Source organism: Streptococcus sp. SCPM-O-B-15277 (M60) (assembly GCF_058200335.1).
Map to the genome: position 1 here is coordinate 1 of NZ_JBYQGR010000006.1, position 15,104 is coordinate 15,104.

At 41.3% G+C, this 15,104-nt stretch carries 8 protein-coding genes; 1 reads left to right on the plus strand and 7 read right to left on the minus strand.

The window, feature by feature from the left end; genetic code table 11:
- From AC3E9F_RS07635 to AC3E9F_RS07660, 6 genes are all read right to left on the minus strand, one after another.
- Window positions 1–213, minus strand: a 213-nt coding sequence (locus AC3E9F_RS07635; RefSeq protein WP_490672976.1) for an aquaporin, incomplete at its 3' end; no start/stop codon positions are given.
- Between the two features lie 306 nt (window positions 214–519).
- Entirely contained in the window at window positions 520–1,686 is a 1,167-nt protein-coding gene (locus AC3E9F_RS07640) for an ATP-grasp domain-containing protein (protein WP_263393409.1), read from the minus strand.
- A gap of 12 nt (window positions 1,687–1,698) precedes the next feature.
- Window positions 1,699–2,439 carry an esterase family protein gene (locus tag AC3E9F_RS07645; protein ID WP_263393408.1) on the minus strand — a complete coding sequence of 247 codons (741 nt, stop codon included), beginning with the start codon at window positions 2,437–2,439 and terminating at the stop codon, window positions 1,699–1,701.
- Window positions 2,440–2,460: 21 nt separating this feature from the next.
- Entirely contained in the window at window positions 2,461–3,285 is an 825-nt protein-coding gene (locus AC3E9F_RS07650) for an alpha/beta hydrolase (protein WP_263393407.1), read from the minus strand.
- A 117-nt stretch (window positions 3,286–3,402) separates the two neighbouring features.
- Complete coding sequence (thiI, locus tag AC3E9F_RS07655; RefSeq protein ID WP_263393406.1) at window positions 3,403–4,617, minus strand: tRNA uracil 4-sulfurtransferase ThiI; 1,215 nt, start codon at window positions 4,615–4,617, stop codon at window positions 3,403–3,405.
- Between the two features lie 8 nt (window positions 4,618–4,625).
- Window positions 4,626–5,768 (minus strand): cysteine desulfurase family protein, encoded by a 1,143-nt coding sequence (locus AC3E9F_RS07660; RefSeq protein ID WP_263393405.1) that lies wholly within the window; start codon window positions 5,766–5,768, stop codon window positions 4,626–4,628.
- 136 nt (window positions 5,769–5,904) lie between these two features.
- Here AC3E9F_RS07660 and AC3E9F_RS07665 point away from each other — a divergent pair, with 136 nt between their 5' ends.
- On the plus strand, window positions 5,905–6,306 hold the full coding sequence (locus AC3E9F_RS07665; protein ID WP_490672977.1) for a DUF6556 family protein: 402 nt from the start codon (window positions 5,905–5,907) through the stop codon (window positions 6,304–6,306).
- A 140-nt stretch (window positions 6,307–6,446) separates the two neighbouring features.
- On the opposite strand, the gene AC3E9F_RS07670 is transcribed toward AC3E9F_RS07665, so the two are convergent.
- Window positions 6,447–15,035, minus strand: coding sequence for an SIALI-17 repeat-containing surface protein (locus AC3E9F_RS07670; protein ID WP_490672978.1), 8,589 nt, complete (start codon window positions 15,033–15,035; stop codon window positions 6,447–6,449).
- Between the last annotated feature and the right edge of the window lie 69 nt (window positions 15,036–15,104).

A 15,104-nucleotide genomic window follows, 5' to 3' on the forward strand; every position in this document is an offset into this window, starting at 1 on the left:
GGCTGGGTTGATGTGATTACCAGAAACGTTACCAAACATCAAAGCTGGAATCATAACCCCCATACCGTAACCAACAGCGATAACGAGCCAGCCACTTTGGTGACCTTTCGTACCTTTAAGTTCAACGTTGGCAACCGCACCATTTCCCAAGATAATCAAGATGGCTGTTCCCAAAAATTCAGTGGCATATTTGACTGCCCATGCGAAATCCATTGATAGATTCTCCTTAATATTTTTTAGACAATCCCTATTCTATCAATTTTTAAGGCTTTTAGCAACAGAATTTCTAAAAGAATTCCATAGGAAAACGCTTTTATTTCAACTTTTCAAAAAAGAGAGTGGGACAGAAATCGGTCATTCGTTAGAATTCGATTTCGTCGTCCCACGTCCGCACAGTTGAGTAGAGCTGTAAAAGCTAATGAAATCAGCGTAGTAGAGTCCACTCAACCACTGCGTCTTGCTCGACAATCCAAAGACAATTGAGAGGCTAGGACTTTTGTCCCAGCCTCCTGATTTTGATTATTCTTGACGTTGCCCAAAGTCCTGAATCATCTGCTCCATTTCCTCACGACTTGGTGTCGTTAGCATATAGAGATAGTCTCCTTGCAATTCAGCAAAGGCTACTGGCATGACCTTCTTGACCTTAAACTGCTGACCGTATTTAGCAAGTAAGTCTTCTTCTGAATAAACATAGTTGGCATTGGCGCGACGAGATGTTGCCAAGCAATACTGGGTTTCAAATGGAGACTCTGGGAATGCTTCACCTGCTACGATAGCAGCATAGCCCTTGTACAAATCTAAAGAATGCGCATAGTTATAGACATCAATAGTGAAACCACCCGCTGGACGGTTATTGTACTCAATAGCGATATAGTCATCACCCTCACGGAAGAACTCGATATGGAAGAAACGTTCTTTCATACCAAATTCTTTGACAATTGCCTCACCATATTTACGCAATTTTGGATCCATATCTTTGAGAACGTAATAAGAATTATCCATCTTGTAAATCATGAGATCAAGGGGTGTATGTGCGTAGTCAAAGGTCGTAGAAAAGACAATATTTCCATCTCTATCGATCAAACCATCGAATGTACAAATCTCACTAGAGGTGACAAATTTTTCAAAGAAATAAACGGTTGAATGGTCCCATTCAGCCTTAAAGTGATTGACATCATCTGCTGTTTCAAGTTTGAAGGTTGCGGCTGCTCCAACTCCATTGTCAGGTTTAGCAATCATGGGAAGACCGATCTCTTTCACAGCATTATCAACATCTGCTTCAGTTTCAATGACAGCACCTGGCACAACTGGAACCCCAGCTTTTTTGAAGAGTTTTTTCATCTCAGACTTGAACTTGGTCTTCTTGAGGTCTTCTGGTTTGGCACCAAAAACATTGAATTGTTCACGAAGAGCAGCGTCCAACTCTAGCCAGTATTCATTGTGAGACTCGATACGATCAATTGGACCATGCTTATAAAAAAGAAAGGCGACGGCGCGTTTAACCTCATCGATGTTTTCAAGATTATCAACTCGGAAGTACTCCGTTAAGCTATTGCGCAATGGTTCATCTAGTTGTTCATAGGGTTCTTGCCCAATCCCTAGAACTGTAATTCCTTTATTGGCTAGTTCAATACTAAATTGTTGGAAATTTTGTGGGTAATAGGGTGAAATTACAAGATAATTCATAAGCAACTCCTTTTATAGACTCATATGACCGAGGAAATAAGGCATTTGTTTACGCCACCACTCCCAATCGTGGGCAACGTCGTGTCCCCATTCTGCAAACCAGGCAGGAATTTGTTTTTGATCGAAGGCTTCTTTTAGCTTGTAGTAAGAAGGGAGCCCATCATGTTCCCAAGCACCTAGACCTGTACAGATAACAATCTCAGCTTGACGGTAACGGTCAATAAACCAGCCGTCATTTTGATTCCAGATATAATCTACTGGTGAATTTTGATAGATGGCATCATCATTGTAGTAATCACCAACAAAGAAACGGGCATCGTAGACACCACTGAGGGCGATGACCTTGGTAAAGACATCTGGATGTTGGAGGAAGAAGTTGAGGGCATGGTAAGCTCCCATGGAGCAACCTGTCGCCATCATACCATCAAACCATCCTGTATTATGCTTGATAAAAGGAATGGCTTCTTCAATGACATATCGTTCATAGGCACGGTGCATTTCAGCTTGGTCATGACCGTTTTTCCAAGTCGCAAGCCAGCTCTCGCTGTCGACACTTGAAAGGGTAAAGAACTGCACGCGGCCTTCTTCAATAAAGGATGCACAAGCATCAATCATGCCAAAATCATAGTATTCATTGTGGCTTCCTCCTGAGGAAGCAAAGACAACAACTGGGATACCTGCGTGTCCATAACGATTGACGTACATTTCACGATTTAGATTTCCACTCCAGTGGCTTAGATGTTCAATATTCATATCCTGTCTCCTTTATACTATTTACCAATTTTCTGCAAAAAAACATAGACAAGCTGGAAGATTCTCTGACCATGGTACTTCATGGTGAATAGCTCCAGCCTGAACCTTGAGAGAGAGATTTTCCAACTCAACTCCTCCTGCTATCAAATCATGATAATAACGAAGAGAAGAATCAATATAGGCCTGCTTAATATTGCCAGCCATGAGGGTCTTATCTGTGTCGTCTGCTTCTTCTGTCCCAACGTAGATAAAGACACGCTGGTCAGGCAAGAGTTTTTTACGCTCGATATAGCGATCAAAGGCCTCTTGGTGAAGCCAGTTAGCAGATGAAAAGACACCCAAGCACCCAATCTGGTCTTGATACTCCAAGCCGATAAACTGGGTAATATTGCCTCCTAGAGAAGATCCAATCATGGCAGTGTGTTTCCGGTCTGATTTTGTCCGATAGTTTTCATCGATAAAGGGTTTGACCACTTCCATGACAAACTCAGCATACTCAACTCCCTTACCACCAAATTGTTGACCAGGAATGTTGGACTCTTGGAATTTCCAGGCTGCGTACTCATTCATCCGTCCTAGACCATCATTGTCAATAGCTACCACAATCATGCGACTGATATCAGGATTTCGCTTGATGGCAGGAATAATCTTCCAAGAATGTCCAACGTAAGATTCCTTACTATAAAAGACGTTTTGTCCATCGTGGAAATAGACAACTGGGTAAGTTCGATCCGTGTCTTTCTCATAGTTTTTAGGAAGAAGTACACGTACCCGTCGCTCCTTACCTGTGTAGGGAACTACTAATTTATGCTCTCGCATTTTCAGGTAAAAGTAAGATTGATTCATTGTCAGAAAACTCTCTATATTCAAAATTTTACCTTATTATAGCATAAAAATAGAAAAAAAGTCAGTTTCCGTCCAAATTTAGGACAATAAACTAACTTTTAGTTGTATTCTCATTCATTAAAGAAGATCTTCAATTAATTCATCGACAGCATCTTTTTCGGCTTGCGGTGTGATTTCTGTGATCATAATCCCTGCCACTGCTCGCTCAACTAATCCTTCAACATCCATACGTGTTTCATACTGTTCAGCATTCTTAATCTTTGGATTTGTTTTCGGACGATCAGGCGCAAAAATCGTGCAACAATCTTCAAAAGGTTGGATAGAAATTTCAAAGGTGTCAATTTCCTGAGCAATATCAATGATTTCCAACTTATCCATAGTTACAACTGGACGGATAATTGGCGTGTTGGTCACGGCATTGATAGCCTGCATACTTTCAAGTGTTTGACTTGCCACCTGACCAAGACTTTCACCATTGATGATGACCAAACCATTTCTCACTTCACGGATACGGTCGGTAATCCGCATCATAAAGCGGCGAGTCAAAGTCATGAGATAGGCTTCTGGGGCTTTAGCTTTAATTTCTTCTTGGATTTCAGTGAAAGGTACTTCGATAAACTGGATATTGCCACCAAACTTAGTCAATTTACGAGTCAAATCCTGAGCTTTCTTGAGGGCACCTGGACTAGTATAGGGTGGACTAGCAAAGTGGACAGCCTCGATATCCACACCACGTTTCAAAGCAAGATAACCTGCTACAGGCGAGTCAATTCCTCCTGATAACATCAGCATTCCTTTACCCGAAGTTCCAACTGGCAAACCACCAGCACCACGAATGGTTTCATAAGAAAGGTAGGCTGCTTCCTCACGAATCTCCACCTGAAGATTAATGTCTGGATTTTTCATTTGAGCTTGCACATTTGGAATGGCTTCAAATACGGCTCCACCAAGCGTTTGGTTGAGTTCACGACTGTCTAGTTCAAAATTGTGGTCACTGCGCTTGCTTGAAATTTTAAAGGTCATGCCTTCCTTGTAGATGTCCTTCATAATCTCTTGGACAGCAGACTTAAGAAACTCTACAGATTTTTCAACCTTATACACCGGTGAAAAGTTTTGAATCCCGAAAACTTGTTTGAGAGACTCAGCTACTGGTTCATAATCTGCACCATTCAAATAAGCATGGGCACGGTCGCGATCAGCAGTTACCTTGACTTGAGGATAGATAGATAAAACGTCTGAGATATTATTACGTAGTTTATTAATGAAACGCATCCGGTTTTTACCTTTGGTTGACAGTTCCCCGTAGCGAATCATAATTTCTGAATACTGCATGAATACTCCTATCTTACTTTTCTAGTTTGATTGTAAATTAATTTTAGCTTGGTCAAAAATTGCTCTACTTGACTCATGTCATTTTCTAGGTCTAGGCTGAGGCGGACTGCTGACTGGGCCTTATCTTTTTCAACCCCCATAGCAATCAAGGTTCCAGCAGGTTTTCCTGCCTTAGACGAACAAGCAGAGGTTGTGGAAATGAAAATATCATAGTCTTCAAATGCGTGAACAATGACTTCACCACGGACACCCTTAATCCCAAAAGTCAAAATATGAGGCGCAAAGTCTTCCTCACCTGAGAAAACAAAAATATCTGGATATTCAAGAAGGGCTTGACGGATGACTTCCTTCATCTGACTTGTTTTGCTCGTAAACAAATCTAGATTTTCCATAGCCAAACGTAGGGCCTTGGCTGTCGCTGCAATACCAGCGACATTCTCAGTAGTTGAACGATAGTCACGCTCTTGGCCACCACCAGTTAATAGTGGCGTAATTTTCTTACCTGACTTGATATAGACAAATCCAACACCACGAACTCCGTGGAACTTGTGACTAGAGAAAGTCGCAAAGTCCACTCGATCAGTTAGGTAGGATTCTGTCGGAATCTTGACTAAAGCTTGAACCGCATCCACATGGAAAGAAATAGTTGGCTTATCAGCTAAAAGTTCTGAGATAGCTTCAATAGGCTGGATTGAGCCAATTTCATTGTTAACAGCCATGATAGAAATAAGTGTGGTATCAGGACGAAGTAGATTTGCTAAAGCAGCTACATCAACAAATCCCTTTTCATCAACAGGCGCAAAATCCACTTCAAATCCTTGAGTCTTGAGCCAAAGAGCTGATTCCTTAACCGCTGGGTGTTCAATGTCAGACACGATGATGTGTTTACCAAACTGAGCTTTTTCAAAAGCGACACCTTTGATAACCCAGTTATCCCCTTCAGTACCACCAGAGGTAAAGAAGATTTCCTCACTTTTTTTGCCAATTAATTCTGCAATCTGTTGACGAGAAGCTTCTAAAATTCTGGTAGACTGATCACCCAAACGATGAAGGCTAGATGGGTTACCAATAATTTTTGTAGACACCTGCATATAGGTTTCAAGTACTTCAGGATAAGGCTTGGTCGTAGCCGAATTATCAAAGTAAATCATTGTTTCTCACACTTTCTAAAATCACTCCTTCTATTGTAACACGAAACAGTTCAGGCGACAAGAAATGCCGTTCAGGTTCATTTAAGTTTTTTTTAAAGATTTTGGGTATAATGAATCATGGTAAAGGAGAGAAATTATGTCTAACTATCGTAGAAAATCAAAACCTAAAACTGAACACATCAAAAAAGGATTCACTGTTTTTCAAAAAACAATCGCGACGATTGCTAGTATTCTAGGTTTGATTACGGCTAGCATCACGATTATGAATGCCTTTGATAAGGAAAAAGATAAAAAAGATACAAATCCGCAAACAACTATTATCAAGGAAGTTCAAAAGGAAGCTCCCGCTGAATCCAATACCCCTGCACAAAATCAAACTAACAATCAAGAAACAACTCAAAAAGAAGAGGTTCAAACTCCTAGCAAGAAGGAGGATACAAAATCAGATAACAATTCTCAGAAAAATGAGCAATCTGATTCTTCTTCAAACACTCCAACTACTGAAGCAGGAGTTAGCGCAAATAACGGAGCATCTTAAGCATTTTTCAATACCAACGATTACTTCGTTGGTATTTTATTTGCAGTTTTCTATACTTTCGAATCACAAAAAACCAGGAACTAGTGTCCCTGGTTTTTCTTTTTAAAACAAGCTATTCTGCATCGAATGAAGATTCGTACTTAGTCTTCTTTCCCCTTTTTGATAAAGGTTGCAGAAAGAACCAATCCAAGACTAGCTAGGAAAGCTAAACCTACTGAATCTTGCTCACCAGTTGCTGGAAGCTGAGCTTTTGCTTCAGTTGCTGGTGCATGTGGTTGTTCTTGTTTTTGGTTTGTTGAAATTTGAGCTGGCTTGTGATCCGCAATTGGTGTAGCTGGGTTTGCAACAGGCTCTTTATATTCTGGAACCTCATTCTTAGCTGCTTCAACCCAATTAACGCCACCCTTGAATTCTGGAAGCTCATTCTTGTCCGCTTCAACCCAATTAACGCCACCCTTGAATTCTGGGATTTCATGAACAGCCGCTTCTGCAGCATTAACGCCACCTGTAAATTCAGGAATTTCAACTACTGGTGGTTCTTGATCTCCCTTACTTGAAAGGACTTCAGGTTCTGGAGTTGGTTCTGGATCTGGAGTTGGTTTCGGATCTGGAGTTGGCTCTGGATCTGGGGTTGGCTTTGGATCTGGAGTTGGCTCTGGATTTGGAGTTGGCTCTGGATCTGGAGTTGGCTCTGGATTTGGGGTTGGCTCTGGATCTGGAGTTGGCTTTGGATCTGGAGTTGGCTCTGGATTTGGAGTTGGCTCTGGATCTGGAGTTGGCTCTGGATTTGGAGTTGGCTCTGGATTTGGAGTTGGCTCTGGGTTCGGAGTTGGCTCTGGATCTGGAGTTGGCTCTGGATTTGGAGTTGGCTCTGGATTTGGAGTTGGCTCTGGATTTGGAGTTGGCTCTGGGTTCGGAGTTGGCTCTGGATCTGGAGTTGGTTGCTCAGGTTCTTCTGAAAGCTCTTGATAATATGTTGTCATTTCATAGAACTCTGGCTTGCCACCTTCCCAAATGAGTTTGACATCAAGTAACGGAGCCTTATCTCTCACTGCAAATGTTTGGAAGCTTGAAGTAATTGCTCCCAAATCTGTCCAAGCACCGTCTCTGTCTGTTTTCAGAGTGCGAGCAAGAACACGAGCTACCACGCCTTGAGGTAGACTAGAAACAAGTCGGATGTGGTTAGCATCTGTTGGTTCTGACAAGTGGTAAACCAGCTCACCTTGGTCTTTCTCAGCCTTATAGCTTGTCAAGACTTTGCCATCTACAAGATTGGTGTAAAGATTTCCTCGACTTTCTCCACTATTTCCTTGAACAGTTGGGTCGTTAATTGGTTTCACAAATTCGCCATCATTGATAACCAACTCAGTAAATCCAACAAAACGAGCATCGTAATTAGCAGTGAAGAGAACACGGAGATAATTAGCTTTAACTGGGCTTGCAAGTTCACCCTCAATGTAGCGATTTCCAGGCATCTTAGAATCATGTGTCCATCCATCTGTCAATGAATCATCACGCATTTCATTAGCGACACCATCACCTACTGTCACAACGTCTGTCCAAGTCTTACCGTCTTGGCTGACTTGAATCTTACCATCACGAAGATAGTTCTTCGTACCGTCTTGGATGTAGGCTCTAATCTTCTTGATTTCACGTTCACTACCAAGTTTCAAGGTAATGTGACCATCTTTACGTGCATAGTCAGAGAACTCTACAAAATTATTGTAAACACCATCAAACAACTGATCCAAATTCTTGATCTTGCGAACATCATTTGCACCATAATGGGCATCGATTCCCATAGATGTAGAATCCAGTTTAGTTGGTTGGACTTCTTTTGTCTTAACCAATAGAGATGTTGCTGTCACTGCTTGTTCTTGGTCGGTCTTATTGACCAAACGAGCATAACGTACCAAGGACTTATCAGTTACTTGGCTAGCTGGATACCATTCTTGTGCATTTGGAGAGTATTCCAAGTCAAGGGCTGGATTTCCAATACCAATAGCCTGAATGCTTTCAGCTTGGTGTAGGCGGTCTAGCTTCATACCCAAGTAGCTATGAGCTGGAAGCTTAGTGCCACTTGGAATTTGCATGTCATAACGACCGAGACTGTCATATACTGGAGTTGATTTCAAACTTTCAACATTGGTGTCTGTCATCTCGCTATTACCAGCACGTGTCTCAACTGAGAAGTCAGCGATACGCCACCATAGATTGATATTCTTGGTGTTACGAACACGGATGTAACGTGCTGAAATTGGAGTTTCAATTTCTTTGGTTTGTTCACCTGTCAAACGATCCAATTCTTGCCATGAAGTTCCATCTGTAGAATACTCAAGGACACCTTCTGCTAACTTATCTCCTGAACCTTGAACGAGACGAACCTTAGTTACAGGTTTGACTTCGCCCAAGTCTAGTTGTACCCAACCATCTACAGGAGTTGTATCCGTGCGATCAGCATTTGCAAGCATAGCTTCAGTATTATCACGACCATCTGTAATCTGAGCAACTGTCGTGTTGTACTTGTACATGAGATTTGGACTGATAGTCACTGTAGCTGTCTGTTTAGGACGACTTACTTCTACAGGACGATTAACAGCAATTTCTCGCACTGCAAACCAAGTATTTCCACGATCAGAAGTGGCAATCATTCGAACAGCTTTGGCATTGATATTGAGATTTTCAAATTTAAGAAGAGGCTCATTACCAGTGTAGCTTGGTTCTGAAAGTGTTACCCATTGATCATTTTCATTGAGATACTCAACTTTAGCATTGTTAAAGGTATCGCGTGGATTTGCTTGAGTTCCCATTGCAAATGTCAAGTTTTGGATTGGAACAGCCTTATTAAATTTCAAACCGATATAGTCACCAGTTTGGATACTGTTTGGTGATTTGATAAGGGCATGTGTTCCTAAATCTCCATCAGTAACTTCAGCAAGTCCACCTTCTACACCAGTACGATTTGTGATAAAGGTGCTAATCACTTGGTCAGGGTGCAAGGCTTTTTGAACTTCAGTTGCCAATACTTCACGAAGGCCAAGCAAGAATGGACGGATATGTTGGACACCCAACTCAGCTCTCTCATCATGGTCTACATAATGGAAAGTATAAGTTTGTGATTGTTCGTAAAGTTTCAATCCCTTGTAGTAGCTATCCCAAAGTCTAGCAGAATCATTGTTTTCAATCGCTTCTGTTCCATCTAGGAAAGCACTCAAAGCATCCATTTGGTCAATCGTATTATCCAACCAGTAGTGGATTTGAGAACGCATCTTTTCATCACCAGATGCTTTATAAAGCTGAGCTGCAGCTTTCAGTTTAGCAAATTCTGCACGCAAATCATTACGCTCAGCGCCTACATCTTGACCAGCTTTTAGCTTAGACATGAAGGCTTCTAATTTCGGAGCAAGCTCAACAGATTCTTCCAACTTCACAACACGACCATCCATATTTTGGTTGATCATGTGTTTACCAAGTTCACGGAAGGCAACAGATGTTTCACTATCTGTAAACTTACCAGTTTCAACAAAGTTGAAGGCGATATCGTTGACTTTCTTAGCTTCTTCTTCAGACTTCCATTGTTTCCATGCATACTGAGCTGCAGAGAAGAGGGCAATCTTAGAAGGCTCAGATTGTTGCATTGGATTCAACATGATACCTGAAAGGAGACTTGGGTCCACATTTGGATGAAGGAATTTCTCACCGCCACCCAAGATTAAGTGTTGTTTAGAGTTGTCTGTACATGGCCAGTTAATCCATAGAGATACTGGACGGTAGATCTTACCACCTGCAGTAAGGTTATTCTTAAGATTAGAAAGGAAGTTTTCTGATACTTCACCCCAAATCTTACCACCAGTAAGGGTCATTGAAGTTGAAGTCGGAAGGTTTTCATTTAGAGATCTCAATTCATCTTCACGACCATTACCCCAATACTGACCTGGAACGAAGATCATTTCCTTACGAAGGCCAACATAAGTTGCTTGTTTTTCAGTCAACCAATCAGTCATGTCCTTCATCAAGCGGTTGTAGCTATTGTAGCCACCAACTGGGCTTGGAGCATCATCAGCTAGAATACCGAACTCACGGACACCGACATCCATCAATTGAGTGAATTTAGCCTTAATCGTATCTAAATCTTGTTGATATTGTGCATCATTACCAAAACGGATACGATCGTTCATGAATGGGTGGATAGTCCAAACATAGCGAGTCTTGTTTTGGTTTCCGACACGCGCCAATTCACGGATTTCAGCTAATTTTTCTTCTGGATAAAGTTCACGCCATTTCTTGTTGTGGTATGGATCATCTTTTGGTGCAAAGAAGTATTGAGTCAACTTCAAGTCACCACCATAGCGCATGAGTTCAGCACGGTCAGCATTTGTCCAAGGGTTACCATAGTATCCTTCGATAAAGCCACGGTTCTTAATTTCAGCAAAGTCTTCAACTGTTACATTACGTAAAACTGGAGCTTCACTTTCATTAAGCATGTGTTTAAGAGTAGTCAAACCATAGAAGACAGCATCTGTATCTTTACCAACGATTGAGATTGTATTGTTCTTGATTGACAAAGCATAGGCATCAATCTTATCAAAGAGTCCTTGAGAAATACCAGAGATTTCTTTTTCAGCCTGTGAATTTCGACCATGAACACCAAGATAGATATTTGTAGCACCTGCTACTGCTGCTGAACTGCTTGTGTAAGAGATTTGATGATCTTGCAAGACACTCTTCAAGCGGTTACGAGTATAAATATCTAACTGATTGCCCATTACAAGATTAACTTGTTTTTGAAGCTTGGTGACACCTTCACCATAAGTGACTTTTTGTGGTGTTGGGAATACCTTGTATTCTTTCTTGAGATAATCTTGACTTTGTGCTGCAGCAGCAATCGCATCATCACTAGCTGGCTTCTTAGCTACAAAACTATCAGGGAGTTCAGTTGTACCATCGCCCACTTCTCCAACTTTTGGTTCTTCTGGGGTCACTGGTTTCTCTGGAGTCACTGGTTTTTCTGGAACAACTGGTTCTTCTGTTTCACTATCAGAAAGTGGCTTAAGTAGTTGGATTTCTGCAGCACTACCAAATCCTGCGAAACCTGATAGAACTTTAAATTCTACCTTGTTAGTTTCAACTGTCGCAAAATTAACAGTTTTTTCTTTGGCATTATTTTCCCAAGTTCCTGAAGCAACTTTTACCATTTGACCATCTTTTTGAGCATAGATTTCATAAGAAGTCACGACTCCGTTGCCTCCACCTGGACGTGGAAGATAAGTCAAACCATTGACTTTTTCAGGAGCATTCAAATTCATTGCAACTGTATATGGAGCACGGTCTCCAGTCCATTTTGAATGCCAGAAAGTATTCGGATCATTATCGAAAGCTTTTTCTACTGGTCCTTCAGTTTCTGTTCCTGGTGTTTCCTGACTAGTTGCAGAAACACTAAAGTGATCCGTTGGGATCAAACGTGGATTTACAAATGCTTCATTGGACAACTCAGCACTATGCAAGATTCCTTGGAAGCCACCGATTGTTTCAAGTGGAAGTACCAAGGTATTGTGGGCCAAGCGAGGATGAGCTGGATTTGCAATACGTTCAACCTTTTCGCCATCTACATAAACTTCTGTCACTTGAGGTTTGGTTACAACTGAGATTTGATAACGTTTGTTCTTTTCAAGTTTCTTATTAAATTGAATATGGAATTGTTCAAATTTATAAGCGAGGTAGCCATCCTTGTCCGCAAGATAAAGTTGGTTGTCTCCACTAGTTGAGAAGACTTGTTCGCCTTCGCCTGTAACAGTTACATCCAATTTCAAAACGTGACTAGGACCAACATCACCTACTAAGCCTTCGATGCTAGAATCTTTTTCAAAATTCAATCCTGCTTCTGTTTTCTTCACATTCTTAGCAAGATATTCCTTGATAGTTTCGGGTTTAATTGTAAAGAGGTCGCTATCTTCTATTGTCTTTTCTGGATTTGAACGTGGTGCATAAATACTAGTAGGCTGGATACGTTCTGCATAGGTCTTAGCTGCACGATCTGAACCCCAAGTGCGTTCTGCAGTTGATTGCATACTCTTGAAGAAGCGTTTAAAAATATCATATGAAGTTAAACCAGTTTCATGGAGGTCAATATTGTCATTCCAAACTGCATGACCACCACCGATGATATTTGGATTAGATGCTTCTAAGCGTGGTCCTCCACCTGTTGAGAAGTCATTTGGTGTCCAGCGATTGTATTGAGTTTCGTAGTTAGCATAATCGCCATAACCACCTTGACTGTTGCTTCCGCTTGGGACACTATAGGTTGGAATATCTGTGATATTGATAATCTTGGCACCCTGAGCAATTGCAGCCGCTGGACGTTGCCAACCAATACTCCAGATATCAACTTCTACTCCATTCCAATCAACTGGCGTTGTACCAGGCTTAGCACTAAGTGAGCCCCAAATACGAGGTGTATAACCTTTTCCTTTGATGTACTGAATCATATCGTTGACGTAGCGACGATAGCTTTCTCTACTGCCGTAGTACTCATCAGTTCCGATATGAACTGTTGAGACACCATGAAGTGGTGCATTTTCTCCATCGAGCAATTTATCATAGACTGATTTAACAAAAGCAAGAGTTTCTTCGTACTTATTATCCAAGTCCAACATAGCAACACGTTCTACATTGTGCTTACCTCTATAATCGCTCAGACTACCTTTATACATAAGGTCTGGACGAACTTTAACAAAGGACAAAGCGTGACCTGGTGTGTCAATCTCAGGAACAAGGTTGATATGCAAAGCTTTAGCCAACTTGATGATCTGTTGCATTTCTTCCTTGGTGTAATGTTCTTTTGATGTTAATTTTTCACCATTTTCTCCGACAACATCAGTTTCCACACGGAAACCTGTCTTGGCATTTTTTAGAACATAATCCAGTTCTTCTTTTTGACTGAGATGTTTACCTTCCACATGTTTATCTAGGAAGATATAGTTGTCATTCAAGTGCAATTGAAGATCGTTCATCTTGTAGTAAGCCATGTTAAGCATGATATCTACAAGCGTATCATAAGGAATAAACTTACGACCTGTATCTAGCATAAAGCCACGGTGGCTAAAGCTTGGGAAGTCGCGGATTTCACCGTTCTGTAAGTCTTTTTCTCCCATCTGAAGGAGAGTACGGGTTGCATAGAAGGCACCTGCATTTGTTGCAGCTTCTACTGTGATAACGCCATCTTTAATGGTGATACCATAGCCTTCTTTGCCATAGCCCTTGTCTTCAACCTTTTTAAACTCAATGCGATTTTGTGCTTCTTGACCACCAGTTGCAACTTCTAAACCACGATTTTCAAGGTCTGTTTGATAGAATTTAGCCTCTTTGTCAAATCCAGAATCTCCAACTGAAATGACCGTTTCTGAAGTGATAGAAGTTTTACCTTCAGTACCATACCATTGTTGGACTGCTGGTGCAACTGCAGGCTTATTTCCAACACCTTCATCAGCATGTAAGCCTTTAATGACAACTTCAAATTCTTTTCTGAAGGTATGGTTATCATTGGTTTGTTGGATCATCACTTTGACATGTTGGTCTGTCAATGGTGTATAGATTTTATTATTTAGGTCAACAACTCCTTGCTTGTTGCTTCCAATCAAACTAACTTGACCAGGCAATTTAGGCAATACAAGTGATTTTCCATCTTCAGCAACAGTAATTTCTGTAACTTGACGAATATCTGTTGGTTTGCTAGCATCCGGAATATTTGAGTAGGCACGAATTTCTTGGATACCCACATTTTTCCATTGCATAGTACCGGCTTGATAATCTGTAATTTCCAGTTTGAGGTACTTAGCTTGAACGGCTTCTTTTAAGTCAACTTTTTCATCTAGAACCGGAGTTCCTGTTCGTTGATGAGCCAACTTCCATTCTCCAGGACCTGATCCATTGACTTCGTCTTGACCTGCATAATAGAGATTCCAAGATTTGATGTTTGGATCATTTTGTTCACCACGAACACGACGGTCCCAATCGATTTCCACATGCTTGATTAAGGTTGTCTTTTCAAGCTTAAATTCGATTGTTGGTTTCACAACATCACGGTCAGTTGCCCAACGAGTATCTGGATTTCCGTCAATTGCCTTCTCAGCTGTAAATGGTGTGTTCGCTTCATGGTTTGATGCTGTCGCAGTAGCCTTTTCCAAATGATTGACATCTGGAGTTTCAACCAAATCTTTAGTAACTGGTTTTTCTGCTGGTTTAGCTACTGGTGCTGCTTCTTCTTTTGGAGTCTCAGCTGGTTTTGGTGTTGCTTCTTCTTTTGGAGTCTCAGCTGGTTTTGGTGTTGCTTCTTCTTTTGGAGTCTCAGCTGGTTTTGGTGTTGCTTCTTCTTTTGGAGTCTCAGCTGGTTTTGGTGTTGCTTCTTCCTTAGGAACTGGAGTTTCAGCTGGTTTTGGAGATACTTCTCCAGTATTTTCAGGCTGAGCTTCCGCATCAGTCGGATTCGTTTCAGTAGGATCAGTTGGTTTTGCTGATTCAGCTTTTTCAATAGCTGCTGCTATATCCGCTGGTAACTTATCCAGGGGCTGAACCTGTGTTACTGTTCCTTCTGTCTCTGCAGGTCCTTCTGTTTCGGCTGCTTGAACCATACCAGCACCAAAAATGCTAGCACCAATCATGACAGAAGCAGCGCCAATTGCAAATTTACGTATACTGTAATGACACCGTCTCTCAAAAAAATGTTTTCCCATTTTCTTTATTTCCTTTCCCACGCTTAAATTGGGTAAGCGTTATCATTTCCCTTTTAAAAAGGGAGGACC